We start from the raw sequence: 20768 nt of genomic DNA on the forward strand, positions 1-20768 counted from the left end.
CTGCTGGTAGCGGCGGACTTATGCGTTCGGTAAGGTGTACCGCAGCCAGCCCACTCGCCGATCATTACAGCAGCGAGCAGGGGGAAGGAGGGGAGCCGAGCGCTGGCGTTACAAGTCATGCGGACCCGGATCGCATCGTGGTCTTCCGAGCAGGCCCGCATCGCGGCCGCCGAAATCACGGACGAGCCGGGCCGAGGGGCGCAGGGCCCTGATCCCGTGGGGCGATGCCGAACTTTCTCGAGTCGGATGGAACCGATCAGACCCGCACCGCGTCCAATCAGATGTACAGGCCAACTGAGGCTTCCGCCGTTGGCCGAGACGGGAACCGAAAGGAGCCGAAATGGCAGGACAGCTCGAAGCGAGCGAAGAGGCGATCTCGAAGTTTGTGGACAACTGCCGGCAGCGGCACCAGGATCTGCAGACCGCGATCACCGCACTGAACAGCAAGTCGGATCAGACGACCGCCACCTGGAGCGGTGCGGCCCGTCAGGCGTTCGACACCTTCATGGACAGCTACTTCGCTCAGGCGCGGAAGCTGAACGACCAGCTGGATCAGACGTCGGACAAACTCGCCCACGCCGGACGGAAGTTCGCCGATCAGGACCAGCAGTTCGCCCAGCAGGTGGCCGCGCAGGCCTCCAGCCTGGACCTTCCCTGATCCGATAGCCGCACCACAGACAACAAGGAGCTCCTCATGGTAGCCAATGATCCCGGTCGGATTGCCTCAAACTTCGGCGAGGTCGAGGCGGGCGCCCAGGCCATCGTGGCCGAGGCGCGCAGCGTCATGACCATGCTCGAAGATTTCCACAAGCAGGTCACCGATTTCGTGACCAACTACTGGAAGGGTGACGCGAACGACGCGTTCGCCTCGCTGCAGGCCCAGTGGAACACCCAGGTCACCCAGCTGAACACCACGCTGGAAAGCGCGGGCAAGCTGGTCAGCAGCGGCAACTCCGACCTGCAGGGCACCGACACCGCGCTGGCGGGCCTCTTCTGAGATCCCGTCTCGGCTGATTCGAGCCCCCGGTACTTCGGTGCCGGGGGCTCGAATCATTCTGTACTACAGCAACCCTAGATGCGGACGCACCGCACATCATGGGACGACGCGGACCGTGTCTCCGAAGTGTGAGCACGGAGCCTCCAACTGCCCCCACTCGTCTCCCGCATACTGACAACCGATGCTGACCTGAATCCCGAACTCCAGTAGGACGTGCCATCGTACGGTTGATCCGTCCCCCGGATGTTCCACATAGGCCAGGCCGGAACGGCCACCGAACATGACATCGCGTCTCAAGTCGGTCAGCACCCCGGAGGGGCGCTGCGCGATCTGCGCCTCCAGCTTCGTGGCCACCTGCTCATAGCTGGACGACGCCGTCAGTGGGGACTGCATGATCGTGATGCGTTGCCGCGCAGCGGCTTCGGGCACCAGATCGACGCGGGCACGCCCACTGTCCGGCGATGCGGCAACGCGCCAGCCAGGAGGAATCCGAAACCGGATGCGACCGAATGCTTCCGGGTCCGTCGCAGCCGGCGGGGGGATCGGCGGGGGCACGGCACTCATCGATGGCATTTCGGTACCGGGGGCCGCCGCGGAAACGCTGTCCCGGCGACCGGACAAGGTGACCGCCCCGACCACCAGCAGAGCGACGACCACCACCGCGGCGATCGCGGCGATGGCGAAACGCACGTTGTCACGCCGGGGCTGCTGGGCAGCGGCGCGCGCCCGAAGCGGTTGCATCCACTCCGTGGCCGCGGCCTGCACCTCGCGTCGATCGCTCGGCTCGAGCCGACGGCCGCGGACGAGATCGGCTCCGGCGACTGGACGCAACTCGACGTCGGCGCCTACGGTCTGGTCGATCGCCGCACGGACCAAGTCCAATTTCGCCGAGTCGGCGATACTCACCACCTGCACGAGGTCGATCGATCCGCTGTCCTGTACCCGTGCGATCAGCCGGCACAAATCGGCGAACCCCGTTGACTCCGCGGTGATCTCCGCCAGCGCGAGCGTCGGCTCGTGCTCACAGGACTCGATGTGCACGCCGCGATGGCTCCGGATCACCGCGGATGCCGTGGTGGCGAGGGTGCCGAATTCCAGTACCAGCGTGCGTCGGCTGTGGCTGGTGCCTTCGTCCGACGCGACCGAGCGCACCGCGATGTCCTCGAAAAGGACCTCCGCGGCGTGGCGGCGCGCCGCCTGTTCGAGCACACCGCGACGGCGGGCGCCCCATTCGGTGGGACAGATCAACGTCATCCGGGCACACGGGGACGCGACGCGGAGGTGCTCGAGCACACTCGCGAACACGGCGCCCATCGCGTCCACCACCGAAGGGGTGCGCGGCGGCAGGGCTATGGCATCGGCGGGCACGAACTGGACCGCCGAGCCGACCTGGGCCTGCGGATTCGGCGGCTGGCCCACGACGAGATCGAAACCATTGCTGCTCAGCACGATCGTGGGCGGCGCGTCCCAGTGCGTGTCGGCGCCGCGGGCCCAGACCCGTGCCTCGGTGATGACGAGCTCGACCTCGGACATCAGGGCGATGGCATCCACGCCGTCTGCACCAGGCCCTCCATGTTCCGGGTGACGTAGGTGCCGCGGCCCGGTGGCATCGGGCTCGGCCGCTTGGTGCCCATCAGGACGCCCTCGTCCTTGCTGCAGCTCAGGATCAAGCCCGCCGAACCCAGGTCTCGCATCCTGGCCAACGTCGCTTCGAACATCGCCCTGCTGGCACCGCCGGAACGCCGCGCGATGATCACGTGGAAGCCGAGGTCGCGCGCGTGGGGCAGGTGTTCGAGCAGTGCCTGGACCGGGTTGCCCGCGGACGTGGCGACCAGGTCGTAGTCATCGACGATGACGTACAGTTCCGGGCCGCTCCACCACGAGCGATCCCGCAACTGCTGCGGCGTGACATCCGGGCCCGGGGTGCGCTTGCCGACGTACGCGGCCAGGTCGTTCATGTTCTGCGTGAACTGCGGCGCCGTGGAGCCGTAGCCCGCGAGGTACCCCTCCGGGACGAGGCCGAGCATGCTGCGCCGGTAGTCGCCGATGATGAAGCGGGCCTGATCGGGGGTGTTCGACGCGGCGATGCCCTCGATCAGCGACCGCAACAGCGTCGTCTTTCCCGATTCGGTGTCGCCGATGACGATGAAGTGGGGGCTCTCCACGAAGTCGATGTAGACCGGGGCGAGCTCGGATTCGTTGATGCCGAACGGGATGCGCAGGCATTTCGTGTTCGGGTCGACCTGCGACGGCCAATCGCCCGCCAGATACAGCAGTTGCTCGCGCGGAAGCTGCTCGGGCAGCATGCGCACCTGCGGCGCAGGCCGGCCCGGCGTCAGCCTGGCGATGGTGGCGACCGCGTCCGCGACCGCCTGGGTGAGGGTGGTCGGATCGGAGTTGCCGTCGATGCGGGGCAGACCGGTGAGCATGTGCAGGCACTCGGGAGTCATACCGCGGCCCGGCCGACCCTGCGGAACCAGCGAGGCGAACTTGCGTCCCAGATCGGAGTCCATCGGATCGCCGAGGCGCAGCTCGATCCTGGTGCCGATCTGGTCCTTGAGCGCGGGCCGCGCCTCCGCCCAGCGATTCAGCGCGATGACCACGTGCACGCCGTAGGACAGACCCTGCACGGCGAGATTCATGATGGTCTGCTCGAGCATCTCGAAGTCCTGGCGGATCGAGCTGAAGCCGTCGATCACCAGGAACACGTCGCCGAACGGATCCTCGTGCACTCCGGCGGCGCCCGGGCTGCTCGCCGGGTCCATCGCCCGCAGCCTGCGGAAGTCGGTCATCGACTCGATGCCGAGCTGCCGGAAACGCGCCTCGCGCTGCCGGACGATGGTGGTCATCTCCGCGATGGTGCGCCGGACCTGGTCCTCGTCCAACCTGCTCGCGACCGAGCCGACGTGCGGCAGCCCCTGCAGGCTCGCCAGGGTGCCGCCACCGAAGTCGAGGCAGTAGAACTGCACCTGTTCGGCGGTGTGCGTCAACGACATCGCCATGATGAGCGTGCGCAGCGCGGTCGATTTCCCGGACTGCGGGCCGCCGACGATCGCGACATTGCCCCGGGCGCCGGACAGGTCGACGACCATCGGGTCGCGGCGCTGATCGTAGGGCCGGTCGACGATCCCGATCGGCGCACGCAGCGAGGACACCGCGGAGTACTCGCCGGTGAGGATGGAGCGCGGCAGGAGCTGGTCGAGCGTCGGCGCCTCGTCCAGCGGCGGCAGCCAGATCTCGTGCGCTGGACGGCCATAGCCGCGGATCCGGGAGACCAGCATGTTCAGGTTGGACAGCTGCTCGCCGTCCTCGTCCTGTTCCGGCTCCAGGCTCGGCTCGGGCGGCAGCGGAACGCGGTCCGCGGCGCGGAAGTCGACATGGGTCGCGGTGAACGGCCGTGCCCGGACATCGATCTCGCCGGACTGCGTGGCCACGGTCATGTCGCGCTGCGAGCCGCCGCCGACGTACGCGCCGGAGACATAGGAAGCCTGGAAGCGCTGGATCTCGCCGGAATCCGCCTTCAGATAGCCGCCGCCGGGGTTGTTCGGCAGGTTGTAGGCGTCGGGCACACCGAGCACCTGGCGAGACTCGTTGGCGGAGAACGTCTTCAGGCCGATGCGGTAGGACAGGTGGGCCTCCAGGCCCTTCAGCTTGCCTTCTTCCAGGCGCTGCGAGGCGAGCAGCAGATGCACGTGCAGCGAGCGGCCGAGGCGGCCGATCATGACGAACAGCTCGGCGAAATCCGGGTGCTGCGTGAGCAGTTCGGAGAACTCGTCGAGCACCACGAACAAGGCGGGCAGCGGATCCAGGTCGGCGCCCGCGGCCCTGGCCTTCTCGTACTCGGAGACGTTGGCGAAGTTGCCCGCCGCGCGCAGCACTTCCTGGCGGCGGTTCATCTCGCCGGCCAGGGCGTCCTTCATGCGGTCGACCAGATCGGCCTCTTCCTCCAGGTTGGTGATGACGGCCGCGACGTGCGGAACCCCTTCCAGGCCCAGGAACGTCGCGCCGCCCTTGAAGTCGACCAGCACCAGGTTCAGCTGGTCGGGCGAGTGTGTGGCCAGCAGGCTGAGCACCAGGGTGCGCAGGAACTCCGACTTGCCGGAGCCGGTGGCGCCGATGCAGAGGCCGTGCGGGCCCATGCCGTTCTCGGCCGCCTCCTTGATATCCAGTTCCACCGGAAGGCCGTCGGCGCCCACGCCGAACGGGACGCGCAGGCGTTCCCGTCCGTAGCGCGGCCGCCAGGCGTGCTCCGGGTTGAACGTGCCGATGTCGCCGAGGCCCATCAGCTGCGCCCAGGTCGAGATCACCTCGGAGTCGTCGGTTTCCACGTCGCTGCTGCGCTGCGTGGCCGCGCGATAGGGCGCGAGCCTGCGCGCGACCTGCTGCGCCTGCTCCGGGCTGATCCGGTCGATCAGCGCGAACCGCTCCTGATTGCCGGTGGCACCGCGGCCGACGCATTCGCCGTTCTCGACGATCATCTTGATCCCGCGCGACACCGCCAGGCGCGGCGCGTAACCGCACAGGTCGATGATGGTGACGCCCTCGTAGCCGGACTCACGCAGCTGATCGTCCTCGGCCTCGAGCAGGCCGCCGTCGACCACGATGACGATGTGCACCATGTTGGCGTTGGCGGGCTGGTTGCGCGAGTACCGGACCCGGTTGCCGAGCAACGGATGCAACCCCGCCATGGCCTCCCGGATCGAGCCGTAGAACATGCGCTGGGTCCCGATGCCGTCCTGCGTATCGGGGTGCTGGGTGTGCGGGAGCCACTTGGTCCACTCCCACTCCGGCGCCGTATCCGGCCCGCAGACAACCGCGACGAGCACCTGGTCCGGCGCCTGGAACATGCACAACTGCACCAGCATCGCGCGGGTCATGTCGCGCGCTTGGCCGCGGTCGCCGTCCAGCGCGATGGTGGCGAAACCCTTGACCGCGATGGCGGTCGGCAGGTCGGGCACGGTGGAATGGGCGCGCACGAAGCGGCGCAGCGAGACGGCGGCGATCGGCTCGAGTTCTTCGACCGGGCCGGTCTCCGGGGCGACCAGCCTGGTGGCCAGGCGCTGCCCGCCGAGACCGATGCGGGCGTGGCAGAAGTCCTTGTCCCCCGCGCGGCGTTCCCACATGCGGCTGGTGCCCGCGAGCATCCAGACCAGGCCCGGCTCCGGGTGGCTCCATTCGACGGAAGCGCGCTGCTGCGCAGCGGTCTCGTTGACGTCCTTGCGGACCTGATCGAGGTAACGCAGGTAGTCCTTGCGGTCCTCGTTGGCCTCGGCGGCCTTCTGCCCCTTGCCCCCGCCCTGCCCGGCGAACATGCCGACCATGGAGAACAGCATCATGAGCGGGAACATCATGCTCATGGGGTTCGAGGCGATACCCCCACCCTGGGTGAACAGCAGGGCCATCATGCCGACCATGCCGATCACCATCACGACCGGCATCAGCTTGAGCACCAGGTTTCCCGGTGTGACCCGGGGGATTTCGGGCGGGGGCTGCAGCGTGACCTCGCCGCCGGGCGTTCGAGGCATCTCGCGGCGCGCACGGCGCTGGAAGCGGACAGTGCTCATCGACGAGATTCCCCCTTCGGCCAGCTGTGGTCCGGCCTCAGTGTAGAGGTCACAGCCGACATGTCGTACAGTTCGACCAGCATTCTGCTGCCCGGACCGTGGGTTCGCAAGCTCGCCCCCGGCCTGCTGAGCCGTGGAATCACGAGGTAGAAGACCGAGTTGGGGGAAGCTTGACGCACGCGCGCCTTGACCACATCGACGAAGAATCCTCGCGCGGCATCGTCCGCGCACCCGACCTCGCGCGGGTGACGATTCTGGCCAAGCACACTCAGGTCGACATGGCCATACCGGTCGACGTGCCGGTCGCGCTGGTGATTCCGAGCGTGGTCGACATGGTCGCCCAGCACAGCCGCACCAACGACTTCGACAACGAGGGCGAGCGTTACGAACCCGCGGAGTGGGTGCTGGCCCGGATCGGTCATCCGCCCTTCTCCAACTCGCTCAGTCTCGGCGAGCACGGCGTCCGCGACGGCGAACTGCTGATGCTGGAAAGCGCCTCGCACACCGCGCCGACACCGCTGTTCGACGACATCATGTACAACGTCGCGATCGCCGACACCGACCACTACCGCAGCTGGACCCCGCGCGTCGCGCGGATCACGGGCTCGGTGCTCGCGGCGCTCACCATGATCGTCGGCTGCCTCGGCCTGCTGCTGTCGCCCGGCTCGCTGCCGATCGCGGTGGGCGGGTCGATCGCGCTGGTGGTCGCGATCCTGCTCGTCGTGTCCGCGATGGTGCTGAGCAGGATATACGGCGACACCGGCACCGCACTGGTGCTCGGCGGCTGCGCGCTGCCGGCGGCGTTCAGCGCGGGCATGCTCTACGTGCCGGATGAGTACGGCTGGGCGCACGTGCTGCTCGCCTCGGTTCTCGCGGGCGCGACGGCGATCCTGGCCTGGCGGGTCACCGGCGTCGGCCTGGCGTTGTTCATCGGCGTGGCCACGCTGGCCACGTACGCGGCGCCCGCGGCGCTGGTGGGCCTGCTCACCGACCAGCCGGAGCGGGCGATCGGCGCGGGCGCTGCGGCGCTCGGCCTCGCCGGACTCTCCCTGGCCCCACGGGTGTCCATGCTGCTGGCGAAACTGCCGCTGCCGCCGGTGCCTTCGCCGGGCACCCCCATCGATCCGACCGAGGACGATCCGGACGATCATCGCGCGCTGCCGACCATGGAGGTGCTGCGGGTGAAGTCGGAACGCGCCCGCATGTACCTCGCCGGACTGGTCGCGGCGACCACGCTGGTCACCGCCGCGGGCGCACTCGCCGCCACCGATCCGGCCGCCGACGACCCGTACTGGCCCGGCATCGCGCTCGCCCTGGTCTGCGCGGCGGTGCTGATGTTCCGCAGCCGCACCTACGCGGGCGCGGAGCAAGCCGTCGTGCTCATCGCGGGCGGCGCGGGAATCGTGCTGATCATGCTGGTGGGCACCGGTTTCGCGATGCACCAGCCGCTGGCCGTCTTCGGCGCGGCGATGGTGGTCTTGGTCGCGGCGCTGATTCTCGGCATCATCATCCCCAACCAGTCGGCCACCCCACCGATGCGCCGCGGCGTCGAACTGCTCGAGTACACGTTCGTCGCCGCGGTCCTGCCGCTGGTCTTCTGGGTAGCGGACCTCTACGCCATCGTCCGCGGGCTGTGAGCTCGCAGCGATGAGTTCGAAACAGCGGCTCGACAGTTGTTTCCGAGCGGTTCGGTTGAGCACGGCAGTCTGCATGCTGGCGCTCGGTGTCTCCGTGGGCGCTACTGCCGGAATCCCGCATGCGCTAGCGGAAAAACCCACCGTGAGCCCGAATACGCCACCACCGCCAGGCGAGCCGGCCGCTCCTCCGGACAAGACCGAGCGGGCATCCAATACTCCGTGCGTCAGTACCGGCTCGGGAGGCAACGGGCCCTCGATCCCCGACGCGCAACGCTCCCTCGACCTGCAGCACGCCTGGCGATTCTCCAAAGGCGCAGGCCAACTCGTGGCGGTCATCGACACCGGTGTCGCACGCCATCCGCGCCTGCCGGGGTTGATCGCGGGCGGCGACTATGTGAGCAATAGTGACGGAACCGAGGACTGCGATGCGCATGGGACGTTGGTCGCGGGGCTGATCGCGGCGACCGAGGTCGACGGTCAGGGCTTCTCCGGGGTCGCGCCGGAGGCGCGAATTCTTACTATCCGCCAGACCAGCAAGCTGTACCAGAAGGAGGGAGCGAATCGGGACAAAGGGCCCGATGCGCTGCCCCAGGGATACGGCACCACTCGCACCATGGCATCAGCGATACGTCGCGCGGCGGACATGGGAGCTACCGTCATCAATATCTCCGAAGTCGCGTGCAAGCCGACTTCCGAGCCTTTCGAAGATACCGAACTGGGTGCCGCGGTCCGGTATGCCGCGATCGAGAAGGACGTGGTCGTCGTAGTCGCAGCCGGCAACAGCGGTGAGAACACCGACGGCTGCAAGGGCACCAATGCGGTCATCGATCCTCTCGACCCCACGGGAGACCCATGGAGCAAGGTAGACCTGAACGTATCACCGGCCCGCTATGACGACTACGTGCTCGCCGTGGGTTCCATCAACGGGAACGGTCAGCCATCGACATTCACCGTGCCCGGCCCATGGCTGGGCGTAGCGGCTCCCGGCGAGAACATCACCTCCCTCGATCCACTGTTCAACGACCCGAACAGCAAAGGAACCGCAGTCCAACTCGGCAGCGTTCAGCAATCCGGGAAGCTCGGACCCATCCAAGGCACCAGCTTCGCCACCCCGTTGGTTTCAGGAGTAGCCGCCCTGGTTCGAGCCCGTTTCCCGGAGCTGAGTGCGCTGGAGGTCATCAAGCGCATCCAGGCCACCGCGCACGCCCCCGCAGAAGGGTGGAATCCCTATGTCGGCTACGGCGCTGTCGATCCGGTCCAGGCCCTGACCGCCGAGGTAGTGAATACATTGCCACCGAAGCGACCGGCTGCGGCCAAAAGCGTTCAACTCCCGCTACCGGCTCCGGCACCGCGACCGAATCATCGCGCGCGCAACATTGCCCTCATCGGAAGTGGCATCATCGCATCACTGCTCGTCTTGGGCATGCTCGCATCATTCCCGATCCGACGCAGATTCGGCGTCACCAGCGACGATACATAAGCACTGCACGTTCCAACGCTTTCACCGGGTTGCCATTTCGATATCGCGACACCTATTTGGCCGAGGCGACCGGTTGTTTGGCGGGGGCCGGGTCCGGGGCGACGCCGTCGTGGGCGACCATGGCGGCCTCGCGGCTCAGGGTGGGTCCGCTCGCGAGCAGCCCGACGATCGGCCAGGGCGCGGGTTCCGGAGTCACGCCCGATTCCTTGTCCATGCCGAGCGCTTTCGCGGCGTCGTTGTCTCTGATGCCGAAGCGGACACCGGTGTCGGCGATGTAGAACATGCTGTCCTTGCGGCGGCTGTCCGGTTCGATGCCGGTGGTTTGGACGAAGGCGCCCGAGCCGGGCTTGAAGTACACGGAATCCACGTTGTCGCCCCTTCCGTCGGCCTGAGCGAGCGGAACCAGCTTGGCGCTGCTGGACATCGGCAGGTCGCTGCCGTCGATGAGGGCGAGCTCCGCACGCACGGCGACGTCGGTATTGCTCGCGACTCCCGGAATCGGTTTCCAGGACAGGCAACTCACCGGTCGAGCGGTGGGCTGGATGATGGTCGGCGCCACCTCGGGATAGGTGTCGACCTTCAACGCTCTGGACTGCGGCGCATGCGTCTGCTCGAAGTCACCGATGGCGGCGCCGTGATCCGGGTTGCGCTGCGAGCTGCGGATGACTTCTGCCGTGAACGGGCTGATGGGCTGCAAGCCGTTGTGCAGGATGACGAAGTTCTGGTTCGACTTGCCTGCCACCTGGACGACGGTGCCGATTCGCAGGCCATTGATCGAGTAGCTGGGCTGCCCGCCCGGATCATCGATCCTCGGCGGGACGATCGCGTCCACCTCGGGAATCGCGTTCAACAGACCCTCACTGATCGGGCGCGGGGTCATGCCGCGGATTCCCAGGGCGCCTGTGACGGCCGGCTCGTTCATGTCCACCCGAGCGCGTGTCTTGTTCCAGACGAGGTACGTCGCGTCCTTGCCCTTCACCAGCAGCGCCTTGTCCCGACCTGTCGCCGAAGCCTTGTCACCGAGTTCCGGGTCGCCGATGAGGACGGAGGTGCTGCGGTCGTCGGTGCCGTCCGTCTTCAACGAATCACACACCGTCCAGGCGCGCCCCTCGCCCTCCTTGTCGAAGTGCAGCGAGCCGGGAGCGCCTGGGATGCCGATCAATTGGCCGCGCGGCTTCTTTCCGAGCTCGGACTCCTTCACGGTCGCGGGCTTGGCCGCCTCGCCCGCGGCCAGGCGGGCGGAGGCGAGGTTGAGGGCCGGGTGCACCACGTCGTCGAGCACCACGTAGACGGCACCGGAGTCCTTGCCGATCAGGATCTTGTTGTCGTCGCCGATCTTGCCCTGCGGACGCAGCAACGCGAGCACGCCGCATCCGGCCAGCACGACGCACGCCAGGATCAGCCCGGCCGCGTACGCGCGGGACTGGGAACGCATGGGGTCGTGCAGCATTCGCACGTCCCGGCGCACCAAGGCGTGCTCCATTCGCCGGACCAGAAAGCGGTAGCCGCTCACCTGCCAGCGTGTGGTGGGTTTTGAAGGCATTATTCCTCCCCCGAACAGTGCTCACGTTCGCCGAACACAGTACAGTTCCCGGGGACGTTTGTTCAGCTCGGCCACAGCGCACCGGCCGACATTGGGTACTTGGGGGACGACGATGGCGGAACCGGCAGGCGCGGGACCACGACCGCTCTTCGGGCGCGTCTCGATGCAGAACCTGCTGATCGCGCAAGTCATCGGGTTGCTCGCCGCGGTTGTCGCGCTGTTCGCCGGCCTGCCGGGTCTCGCCGCGTTCGGCGTCGCGGTGGTCGTCGGGCTGATCCCGCTGATTCCCGTCGCCAAACGCACCCCGCTGGACTGGGTCGCCACCTGGTGGCGCTACCTGACCCACCGTGACTACGAGATCGGCGACACCGTCGACTTCCGCGGCTCGGACGGACGTTCGCTCGGCCTGTTCTGGGACGGCAGCCGCGTGGTGACGGTGGTCGAGGTGCTGCCCCCGCCCGGCGGACTGACCAGGATCGCCCGCACCACGGTGCACGCCTCGCACCTGCTTCCGCTCGCCGAGCTGGCGAAATGCCTGAACCAGCACGATATCCTGCTCAGCGGCATCGACATCATCAGCCACGGGCACCGCAGCCGCTCCGGCACACCCGCGGGCAAGATCTACGAATCGCTGCTCGGCCCGCTGCCCGCCACCGCTCATCGCACGGTGTGGCTGGCGATCAGCTTCGACGCGGTGGCCTGCCCGGAGGCCACGGACCGGCGCGGCGGAGGAGCCGAAGGCGCCTCGCGCGCGGTCACCATCGCCACCCAGCGGATCATGCGCACGCTGGAGGACGCCGACTGCAACGCCCGCATCCTGACCGCACCCGAGATCCGCCAGGCGGTCCTGCAGATCACCAGCGGCTACGACCCGCGCACGCTCGAACACCGCTGGCGCTACGCCGAGATCGGCAACAGCGTGAACGTCGGCAGCGCACTGGATCCCAAACGGCTGGAATCCGACTTGCTCGCGCAGCTGTGGGTGGCGCCTTCGCGCGGCACGACGGTGGCGGTGCGGTTGCGTCCCGGCAGTTCGGCAGCCTCGGTGAGCATCGGCGCCGCCTGGCGCCTGACCGCGCGAGAGCTGCCGGAACGCTCCGAACTTCCGGGCATGATCTCGATGAACGGACGCCACCGCGACAGCCTGCTGGCCCATCTGCCCATCGCGGTTCCGGGCGTGGACGACACCGTCCCGATGATCGAGCACCTCATCGACATCGTCGACGATCTGCATCTGCCCTCCTCCGGCTGCGGCCAGTTGATCGGATCGGACGACGAAGGAAACGGCGTCGCGGTCCGTATCGTGGGCGCGGGCATCTCGACGGTGTATGTCGCGGGCGAGCTGTATCTGGCGCAGCAGTTGGTCTTCCGCGCGCTCGCGGTCGGTGAACGGATTCTCATTCGCACCGACCGGGCGCGGGCATGGGAGAACCTGGTCACCACGATCGGCAATCCGGAGCGGCTGACCATCGCGGTCGAAACCCACCAGTCCGACGCGGGTTTCACCGCCACGGTGGTAGACGGCGTGCTCGCACCCGCTCCGCACGCGGGTGTCACCACCATCTACGTGACGGGCGATCCGATGGGCTGGCCCGCCAGCCGACCCGACCTGGCCATCCATCAGCCCGGCGCGATCGGCAACCACGTGGTGCTGCGCACCGGGACGGCACAGGTCGACCTCACGCTGGTGTCGATCCCCGCCGAGGCCACCTACATCGGCCAGCCGCGTGGACGCCGGGCTATGCAGCCGCAATAGAACGCGACCGGGCGGGCAAGCCGTGTCGGCGGCTTCGAGACCGGAAAGCCGACGGCTCGGGAAGAGGGTCCCGATCGTCGCGGCGGGTCTATCCGGGATACGGGGCTTCCGTCCTCGCGGCTCGCAATGCCCGCCCCCACCAAGCCAATTGACGGAGCATTCGTTCCGCCGCGTCGATCGCGGCGCCGTCGCGGGTCTCTCCCGTCTCGTCGAACCGCTTCTTGGCCTGATGGAAGCTGACCGTCTCGCGGACGGAGACCATATGGATCTCCGCGACGACCTGACGCAGCTGTTCCACCGCACGCAGGCCACCGGAGAGGCCCCCGTAGGAGACGAAGCCGATAGGTTTCGCACGCCACTCGTGTTTGGCGGTGTCGAACGCAGTCTTCAGCGACGCCGGATAGCCGTGGTTGTACTCCGAGGTGACGACGACGAATGCGTCGGCATTCCGCAGACGCGCGCGATAAGCCGCGGTCTCCTCGTTCTCGGTGAGGTCCACGGGCAACGGTGTGTGCGCGAGATCGATAACGCCCGTGTCGAATTCGGTATGGTCGCGCACGGTGCGCAGGAACCAGTCCGCGACCACCGGCGCGAACCGCTCCGGACGCACACTGGCCACGATGACCTCGAGCCGCAACGGGGTATCCACCGCGCGAGCCTAACCCGTGCCCCATCCGTCCTCGCCCACCGGCGCGCTTCCCTCGATCCACCTCCCCCAGGTGCACCGAATACCTCGGCCGGAGCACCATGAGTTCGACATGGCCGCATGCCTGAGCACGCACAGCCGGCCGACCCCAGTCGTTGCGGCTGATCGAGCAGGTCTCGGTGCCGCCGCACGCGGGACCGGCCGCACCCGCATCGAACTCAGGGCAGCTCGAACGGCAGCGATACTCCCGCGTGGACGCGGCACCGGTCGCACGTGTCGGTGGCGTCCACCGCGGCCACCGCGCGGCGGATGAGCTCCTTGAACGGCGTGAGATTGCGCTTGAACTCGGCGAACACGTCGACGGCGTGCACTCCCTCGCCCTCTTCCAGACCGGCGTCCAGATCGGTCACCAGAGCCACGGCGGCATAGCACATCTCGAGTTCGCGGGCGAGCACCGCTTCCGGGTGGCCGGTCATGTTCACCAGTTCCCAGCCCTGCGCGGCGAACCACCGGCTCTCGGCGCGGGTGGAGAAGCGCGGGCCCTCGACGACGACCATGGTGGCCGCGTGCATCATGTGCAGTGCGTCGGACTGGGCCTTGATGGCGGCCGCGCGCAGCTCCTCGCAGTACGGGTCGGCGAAGGACACGTGGATGCCGCCGCCGTCGAAGTAGGTCTGCGGGCGACCGGAGGTCCGGTCGACCAGCTGATCCGGCACCGCGACCGTGCCCGGGCCCCAGTCCGCCCGCAGGCTGCCGACGGCGCAGGGCGCGAAGACGCGGCGCACGCCCAGTGATCGCAGGGCCCACAGGTTGGCCCGGTAGGGCAGGGTGTGCGGTGCGAATTCGTGGTTCTTGCCGTGGCGCGGCAAGAACGCCACCGGCCTGCCCTCGACCTCTCCGACGGCGATACCGGCGCTCGGGGCGCCATAGGGGGTCTCGACCTCGACGGTGGTCGCCTCGTTGTCGAAGAAATCGTAGAAGCCGCTGCCGCCGATGACGGCGAGCGCGGGCCGAGGGTGCGAACTCATAGGTCCAATTGTCTCGTCCCGCGACGGCGGTCGCGCGCCGGGATCCGCGTTACCCTGCTTCCGTGGCGGCCCCGAGGCTGCTCACATACCGGGTCCGCGCCGTCGTCAGGCCGCCGGACCTGACAAGACGACCCGGTAGCTGTACCCTAGGGGGGTATGAATCCGGTTCCGGCGACCGGCAGGCAGCGAGGAGACATCGGTGGCAGATTCCCCCCACGACCACACGGCGGGCGACCACGCCGCGCACGGCTACATCACCGCCAAGGACGACTACCTCAAGCGGCTGCGGCGCATCGAGGGCCAGGCCCGCGGTCTGCAGCGGATGGTCGAGGAGGAGAAGTACTGCATCGACATCCTCACCCAGGTCTCGGCCATGACCAAAGCCCTGCAAGCGGTGGCGATGGGCTTGCTCGAGGACCACATCAGCCACTGCGTGGTGGACGCGGCCGTCGCGGGCGGCCCGGAGGCGGAAGCCAAGATCAAGGAGGCCACCGACGCCATCGCCCGCTTGGTCCGGTCCTGACGCGACTACCCGTGCCAGCGACGGTAGACCGCGGCCGCGCCCGGGTGTAGCGGAATCGACCCGGTGCTGATCAGCGACCGGCCGTCGAGGAACTGGGTGCCCGCCGCCTCGGTGGGCACCAGCGCGTCGGCGTGCCACACCAGCAGTTCGACGATCGAAGCGGCCACCTCGTCGGGCATGCCGCCCGCGGCGAGCAGCAGATTCGCCACTCCGATGGTGTGCACCGCGGCACCGCCCGGATAGGCGTCCGCGGGGATCGCGACCCGGTCGTACACCGGCCCGAACAGCTCTCGCATCGGCGTGGCCAGTTCACCCAAGTCCACCAGCCGCATCCGGCTCGGCACCGCGAGCAGCGCGGTCGGCACGCCGCCCGCCCACAAGAGCGCATCGACGTCGCCTGCGTCGAGGGCAGCTACCGCTGCTGTCAAGGGCCGATGGACGATCGCCACGTCGATACCCGGATCGAGCCCCGCGACGCGCAGGATCCGTTCGCCGGTCAAGGCCGCGCCCGATCCCTCCGCGCCCAGGCTCACTCGTGTCCCGCGCAGATCCGCGACCGAACCGATCGGGCTGTCCGAGCGGACGACCAACTGCAGGTAGTTCTCGTAGACCCGACCCAGCGCGAACATCTGACCGGCACTGTCGCGGACCGAATCCGCGAGCGTGAGCGCGGCATCGACCTCACCCCGCGCGAGCAACGCCAGATTGGCTTGCGAGCCCGAGGTGGTGACCCGCTCGATCCGCACGTCTCCGATGTCCGCGGCGGCCAAGCCCAGCAACCCAGCGAAGGCGTGATAGAAACCGCCTACCTCACCGGAAGCCAGTCGCACGGTGGCGCCCCGGCCGCTCGGCGCGCACCCCGCGGCACCTGCCGCGACGGCCAGCGCGAGAAAGCCGCGCCGCCCGATGCCGCGCCGGCCGATCGGTTCCCGGCCGGTCATCGAGCCTCCGCCGCCGGCAATCGCACGGTCACCGCGAGGCCGTGCGGACGTACCGCCGCCACGGTGAGCACGCCGCCGCGCGCCTGCGCCAACGCCGCGGCGATCGGCAGGCCCAGTCCGGAGCCACCGGTCCCGGCGGACGAGCCGCGGAAGAAACGCGTGGTCAGCTTGTCGATCTCGGCGGGGGGAACACCGACGCCGTCGTCGCGGACGGTCACCGTGACCCAGCCCGGTTCGGTCGTGACGATCAGCTCGACGCGCGCACCCGCGCCCGCATAGCGCGTCGCGTTGCTCAGCGGTACATCGAGCATCTGCGCGAGCACGTCGGCTGGGACCGCGACTTCGGCGTGCTCGCCCGCGGCATTACCGGTGTCGACCGCACCGCCCAGCGTCGCCGCGCGAGCCGCCGCGGGCGCCACCCGCAGCTCCTGTCCGGCCGCCTCGAACGCCGAGCACCAGGCGTCGAATCGGTCGGCCACCACCTGCACGGCGTCGCACTGGTTCTCTCCCTCGGTGGCGTGAGTGACGTCGAATGCCGCGGGCGTCTCGGCGACGGCCAGACTGAGCAGGCCGTCGAGCAGTGCGGTGAGCCGGTCGACCTCGGCGCCCGCGCTGCGAAAGGTGCCCACCGCCCTCGCCGGGATCGCGGGCTCCAGGGAATCCAGGCGAATGGTCAGCGCGGCGAGCGGATTGCGCATCGCGTGCGCGGTGTCGGCGACCAGCTGACGTTGCGCGTCGGCCGAATCGGCGACGGCCAAGGCCATGGCGTCGAAGGATTCCGCCAGTGCGCGCATCTCCGGTGGCCCTCCGTAGCGTCCCGCGATCGATACGGGAGCGACAGTGTCGGCGCGCGGTTTGGGCAGTGTCGCGGTCAACTCCGCCACACCGTGCGACAGCGCCGCCAACGGCCGCAGCACCCAGCGGCCGATCGTCACCGCCAGCAGCACGAACAGACCCATCGCGACGACGCCACCGAGCACGATCATCGCCCAGGTCCGCGCGATGTCGCCCCGGGCGCGGGCGGTGGACGCCTCGATCACCACGGCTCCGTTCACCTGCACACCGGTCCCGACCGGCCGCGCCACCAGCATGGTCGGCGCGCCCCACGGCGTCAGTTTGTCCGCCGCGTGCGGGCGCTGGTTGCGGCGCGCGGCCGCCACCGCCGCGATGACGCCGGCATCGTCCACGTCCGCGCCCGCGTTCACGGTCGTCGCGCCGGTGGCGTCGACCACGAGCACGTTGTCGCCGTACAGCTCGTGATAGCGGAGGACCTCGTCGGCCAGCGCTCGGCTGTCCCCGGCGGTGACGGCGTTGTCCGCGAGGGTGGCGAAGCGATCGGCGTCCCCGGAGCGCGCCAGCACCAGCTGCTGGGTGCGGCTGGTGGCGACGGTCAGCGACAGCGGGACCGCGAAGCCCAGCACCGCGATGGCCGCGAACAGCGTCAGCGCGACGAGCAGGCGACGCCGCATGACCTACCTCCGGCCCACCGAACCGTGCTCACTGCCCCCACCGGTATCCGTATCCGCGGATGGTGGTGATCAGGCCGGGCCGGTTGAGTTTCGCCCGCAAGCCGGTCATGTGCACATCCAGCGAACGCGAGACCGCGACGAAGGCGTCACCCCAGATGCGGTCCATCAACTGCTGGCGGCTCACCGCCGCCCCCGGCCGTTCCACCAGCGCCTCGACCAACTCGAACTCCTTCTGGGTCAGCGACACCGGCTCCCCGGCCACCTCCACCACGCGGGCGCCCAGATCGACCCGCACGTCACCGGTGACGACCACCGACTGCGCCTGCCGCGCCGCTGCGGCCGCTCGCCTGGCGACCGTCTCCAGCCGCGCGACCAATTCGGCGATCCGCGGCGGCTTCACCAGATAGTCGTCGGCGCCCCCGCGCAGACCCCGCACGATCGAGCGCTCGTCACTGCGAGCGGTCAGGATCAGCACCGGAACCGAGCTCACCTCGCGCAGCCGGCGCAGCACGTGCAGACCGTCGCCGTCGGGCAGTCCGAGGTCGAGGATCACCGCGTCGTAGTCGCGATGGGCGATCAGCAGATCCGCGCCGCGACGCTTGCGTTCGGCGCGGTACCCGCGGGCGTTGAGCGCTTCGACCAGCGCGTCTCCCACGCCGTCGTCGTCCTCGACCACCGCAAGCCGCACGCGCCGATCCTCCCACAGGGGGTGGATCGGCGCATGTGCCGGTCGGTCAGTCACGCACGGTGACCATCGGCCGTCCCGGCTCGGCCGCCGCGGCGCCGGGCCCGGTATCGGCGCCGGCGGCGGGCTCGGCCGCGTCGATCGCCGACGAGGCCGAGGTCTCCCGCATGAAGTAGTAGGTGACCAGCGAGACGGCGATGCAGCCCGCGACGTACCAGAAGTACAGCGATTCGTGGCCGCCTTTCTTCAGCGCCAGCGCGATCGTCTCCGCCGTGCCGCCGAAGATGGCGACGGTCAGCGCGTAGGGCAGACCCACGCCGAGCGCGCGGATCTTCGTGGGGAACAGCTCGGCCTTCACGATCGCGTTGATCGAGGTGTATCCCGTGATGATCACCAGAGCGCCCATCATCAGGGCCCACGCGGCGACCGGATCGGTGGTGTGCGCGAGCACCGTCATGATCGGCACGGTCAGCAGGGTGCCGGCCACGCCGAAGAAGATCAGCAGTTTGCGCCGGCCCACCCGGTCCGACAGCGCGCCCGCCAGCGGCTGCAACACCACGAAGACCAGCAGTGCGATGAAGTTGATCCACGCGACGGTCGACTTGGAGATGCCGGAGGTGTTGATCATGAACTTCTGCATATAGGTCGTGTACGTGTAGAACGCGACCGTTCCGCCCAGCGTCAGCCCGACCACCAGCAGACACTCGCGAGGGTATTGCAGCAGGATACGCAGCGAACCACGCGACTGCCGCGCTCCGGCTGGCGACGCGCCCTCTGCACGCTCCGCGTGCTGCCCGGATTCGGCGCGGAACTGCTCGGACTCGTCCATGCCCCGCCGCAGCCACATGACGATCAGCGCACCGGCGGCGCCGATCACGAACGGGATCCGCCAGCCCCAGGCGTTCATCTGGTCCGCGTCGAGGAATTGCTGCAACACGATCTGCACCCCCAACGCGACGAGCTGGCCGGCCACCAGCGTCACGTATTGGAAGCTCGAGTAGAACCCGCGCCTGCCCGGGGATGCCACCTCGGACAGATACGTCGCACTGGTGGCGTACTCACCGCCGACCGACAGGCCCTGCAACAGCCGGGCGACCAGCAGCAGAGCTGGAGCGGCCAGACCGATGGTCTGGTAACCGGGCGTCGCCGCGATCAGCAGCGAACCGGCCGCCATCACGGTCACCGACAGGGTCAGCGCCGAGCGCCTGCCGAACCGGTCGGCGTACCGGCCCAGCGCCCAGCCGCCGATCGGGCGCATCAGGAAGCCGACCGCGAACACGGCGGCGGTGGACAGCAACTGCGCGGTCGGATCGTCCTTAGGAAAGAACGTTTTCGCGAAGTACACGCTGAACGCGGCGTAGACATACCAGTCGTACCACTCGACGAGATTGCCGATGGAGCCGCGCAAAACGTTCGCGACCACCCGGCGCTCGCCCACGGGCTGTGTCGTAGTCACAAGATCTCCTTCTCCGACGCCTCATCACGTCGTCGCAGATCAGTGTGTCGGCAGTCACACGCGCACGGAATGGCTCTCGAGGCTTCCTAACAGTCCCTTAGGACGATCGGAGAACAGATCCGGCCCCCGGCCGCGAGGCCGGGGGCCGGAGGATTCCGTCGGATCGCTCAGGACCGTTTGGTCAGCAGCGGGGCAAGGGTGCGCAGCGCCGGGAGGTAGTTGTCGCCGAGGATCTGCACCGCGACGTGATCGGCGCCCGCGTCCAGGTGTTCGGTCAGCCGGTCTGCGATCCGCTCCGGCGTGCCGTGCGCGATGACGGCGTCGAACACGCGATCACCCGGCGGGACGGTGAGGTCGGCGTCGGTGAAGCCGAACCGGCGCAGGTTCGACACGTAATTGGTCAGGCCCAGGTAGAACGCGACGGTCTCGTCGGCGACCGTGTGCGCCGCGCGGGCGTCGTCGGTCAGCACCACCTTGTGCTCGGTCGCCACCAGCACGTCCGGGCCGACGATCTCGCGAGCCTTCGCCGTGTGCGCCGAGGGCACGAAGTAGGGCAGCGCGCCCAGGGACCGCTCGGCGGCCAGCTTCAGCACGCGCGGGCCGAGCGCGGCCACCGCGCGGCGTTCGGCGGGTACTCCCGCGGCGTCGAGGTCGTCGAGGTACTCGGCCAGCGCGTCGTACGGTTTGCGGTACTCGCCGGTGTGCTCCGGGTGGCCCGCGCCGATGCCGAGCAGGAACCGGCCGGGGAAACGCGCCTCGATCCGATGGAACGAATCGGCCACCTCCTTCGCGGGCGAAGCCCAGATGTTCACGATGCTGCTGGCCACGGTGATCGTTTCGGTCGCCTCGAGCAGCGGTTCGACCACTGCCAGATCCGCCGGGGGCGAGGCCCCCAACCACAGCGCGCCGTAGCCCAGCTGCTCCAATTCCCGTGCGTCCGCCGGACTGAACCCGTTGAACGCCCGCCACACTCCGAACCGTCCGAGACTGTCGAATGCCATGTCCCGAGCCAACACGCGCCCGGAGGCGGCTATTCCGGCTCC

Annotated in this window: 16 protein-coding genes; 6 read left to right on the forward strand and 10 right to left on the reverse strand. The window is 68.7% G+C overall.

From position 1 onward, the window contains the following. Nucleotides 1-340 precede the first annotated feature (340 nt). Together QMG86_RS27005 and QMG86_RS27010 are read left to right on the forward strand one after the other, a co-directional pair. Nucleotides 341-658, forward strand: a complete 318-nt coding sequence (locus tag QMG86_RS27005; protein WP_039795679.1) for a WXG100 family type VII secretion target — start codon at nt 341-343, stop codon at nt 656-658. A gap of 36 nt (nt 659-694) precedes the next feature. Next, nucleotides 695-997, forward strand: a complete 303-nt coding sequence (locus QMG86_RS27010; protein ID WP_039795677.1) for a WXG100 family type VII secretion target — start codon at nt 695-697, stop codon at nt 995-997. Between the two features lie 96 nt (nt 998-1093). Here the strand turns inward: QMG86_RS27010 and QMG86_RS27015 are convergent, their stop codons facing one another. Further along, nucleotides 1094-2530, reverse strand: coding sequence for a type VII secretion-associated protein (locus QMG86_RS27015; protein WP_281875483.1), 1437 nt, complete (start codon nt 2528-2530; stop codon nt 1094-1096). Beyond that, a complete protein-coding gene (gene eccCa, locus QMG86_RS27020; protein ID WP_281875486.1) occupies nt 2530-6561 on the reverse strand; it encodes a type VII secretion protein EccCa in 4032 nt (1343 codons plus the stop codon). The genes QMG86_RS27015 and eccCa overlap by 1 nt, the downstream gene beginning before the upstream one ends. A gap of 170 nt (nt 6562-6731) precedes the next feature. Between eccCa and eccD the strand changes: the two genes are divergently transcribed. Next, nucleotides 6732-8198, forward strand: a complete 1467-nt coding sequence (eccD, locus tag QMG86_RS27025; RefSeq protein WP_281875488.1) for a type VII secretion integral membrane protein EccD — start codon at nt 6732-6734, stop codon at nt 8196-8198. Between the two features lie 325 nt (nt 8199-8523). Continuing rightward, nucleotides 8524-9678, forward strand: coding sequence for a type VII secretion-associated serine protease mycosin (gene mycP / locus QMG86_RS27030; RefSeq protein WP_350356351.1), 1155 nt, complete (start codon nt 8524-8526; stop codon nt 9676-9678). A gap of 52 nt (nt 9679-9730) precedes the next feature. Here mycP and eccB read toward each other — a convergent pair whose 3' ends face one another. Beyond that, entirely contained in the window at nt 9731-11221 is a 1491-nt protein-coding gene (gene eccB / locus QMG86_RS27035) for a type VII secretion protein EccB (RefSeq protein ID WP_281875490.1), read from the reverse strand. Nucleotides 11222-11333: 112 nt separating this feature from the next. Here eccB and eccE point away from each other — a divergent pair, with 112 nt between their 5' ends. Beyond that, nucleotides 11334-12977 carry a type VII secretion protein EccE gene (gene eccE, locus QMG86_RS27040; protein WP_281875491.1) on the forward strand — a complete coding sequence of 548 codons (1644 nt, stop codon included), beginning with the start codon at nt 11334-11336 and terminating at the stop codon, nt 12975-12977. An 88-nt stretch (nt 12978-13065) separates the two neighbouring features. Here eccE and QMG86_RS27045 read toward each other — a convergent pair whose 3' ends face one another. Both QMG86_RS27045 and QMG86_RS27050 read right to left on the reverse strand, forming a co-directional pair. Continuing rightward, nucleotides 13066-13626, reverse strand: coding sequence for an NADPH-dependent FMN reductase (locus tag QMG86_RS27045; RefSeq protein WP_281875492.1), 561 nt, complete (start codon nt 13624-13626; stop codon nt 13066-13068). A 215-nt stretch (nt 13627-13841) separates the two neighbouring features. Further along, entirely contained in the window at nt 13842-14651 is an 810-nt protein-coding gene (locus tag QMG86_RS27050; protein ID WP_281875493.1) for an S-methyl-5'-thioadenosine phosphorylase, read from the reverse strand. Nucleotides 14652-14850: 199 nt separating this feature from the next. Here QMG86_RS27050 and QMG86_RS27055 point away from each other — a divergent pair, with 199 nt between their 5' ends. Continuing rightward, nucleotides 14851-15174, forward strand: a complete 324-nt coding sequence (locus QMG86_RS27055; RefSeq protein ID WP_195084603.1) for a metal-sensitive transcriptional regulator — start codon at nt 14851-14853, stop codon at nt 15172-15174. A 5-nt stretch (nt 15175-15179) separates the two neighbouring features. Here the strand turns inward: QMG86_RS27055 and QMG86_RS27060 are convergent, their stop codons facing one another. The 5 genes from QMG86_RS27060 to QMG86_RS27080 form a co-directional block, all read right to left on the reverse strand. Next, nucleotides 15180-16115 (reverse strand): TAXI family TRAP transporter solute-binding subunit, encoded by a 936-nt coding sequence (locus QMG86_RS27060; protein ID WP_281875494.1) that lies wholly within the window; start codon nt 16113-16115, stop codon nt 15180-15182. After that, the gene (locus tag QMG86_RS27065) at nt 16112-17584 is read right to left on the reverse strand and encodes a sensor histidine kinase (RefSeq protein ID WP_281875495.1); all 1473 of its coding nucleotides are present in this window, start codon (nt 17582-17584) and stop codon (nt 16112-16114) included. Before QMG86_RS27065 ends, QMG86_RS27060 begins: the two co-directional genes overlap by 4 nt. Before the next feature lie 28 nt (nt 17585-17612). Further along, nucleotides 17613-18272 (reverse strand): response regulator transcription factor, encoded by a 660-nt coding sequence (locus QMG86_RS27070; protein ID WP_281875496.1) that lies wholly within the window; start codon nt 18270-18272, stop codon nt 17613-17615. Between the two features lie 46 nt (nt 18273-18318). Next, entirely contained in the window at nt 18319-19725 is a 1407-nt protein-coding gene (locus tag QMG86_RS27075; RefSeq protein WP_281875498.1) for an MFS transporter, read from the reverse strand. 167 nt (nt 19726-19892) lie between these two features. After that, nucleotides 19893-20726 (reverse strand): LLM class F420-dependent oxidoreductase, encoded by an 834-nt coding sequence (locus QMG86_RS27080; protein ID WP_281875500.1) that lies wholly within the window; start codon nt 20724-20726, stop codon nt 19893-19895. Nucleotides 20727-20768 lie beyond the last annotated feature (42 nt).

Source organism: Nocardia sputorum, assembly GCF_027924405.1.
GTDB lineage: Bacteria > Actinomycetota > Actinomycetes > Mycobacteriales > Mycobacteriaceae > Nocardia > Nocardia sputorum.

Excerpts from the sequence above, each read along its gene's own strand:
- QMG86_RS27005 (WP_039795679.1), top strand. The coding sequence starts at position 341 with ATGGCAGGACAGCTCGAAGCGAGCGAAGAGGCGATCTCGAAGTTTGTG.
- QMG86_RS27010 (WP_039795677.1), top strand. The coding sequence starts at position 695 with ATGGTAGCCAATGATCCCGGTCGGATTGCCTCAAACTTCGGCGAGGTC.
- QMG86_RS27015 (WP_281875483.1), bottom strand. The coding sequence starts at position 2,530 with ATGTCCGAGGTCGAGCTCGTCATCACCGAGGCACGGGTCTGGGCCCGC.
- eccCa (WP_281875486.1), bottom strand. The coding sequence starts at position 6,561 with ATGAGCACTGTCCGCTTCCAGCGCCGTGCGCGCCGCGAGATGCCTCGA.
- eccB (WP_281875490.1), bottom strand. The coding sequence starts at position 11,221 with ATGCCTTCAAAACCCACCACACGCTGGCAGGTGAGCGGCTACCGCTTT.
- eccE (WP_281875491.1), top strand. The coding sequence starts at position 11,334 with ATGGCGGAACCGGCAGGCGCGGGACCACGACCGCTCTTCGGGCGCGTC.
- QMG86_RS27050 (WP_281875493.1), bottom strand. The coding sequence starts at position 14,651 with ATGAGTTCGCACCCTCGGCCCGCGCTCGCCGTCATCGGCGGCAGCGGC.
- QMG86_RS27060 (WP_281875494.1), bottom strand. The coding sequence starts at position 16,115 with ATGACCGGCCGGGAACCGATCGGCCGGCGCGGCATCGGGCGGCGCGGC.
- QMG86_RS27065 (WP_281875495.1), bottom strand. The coding sequence starts at position 17,584 with ATGCGGCGTCGCCTGCTCGTCGCGCTGACGCTGTTCGCGGCCATCGCG.
- QMG86_RS27080 (WP_281875500.1), bottom strand. The coding sequence starts at position 20,726 with ATGGCATTCGACAGTCTCGGACGGTTCGGAGTGTGGCGGGCGTTCAAC.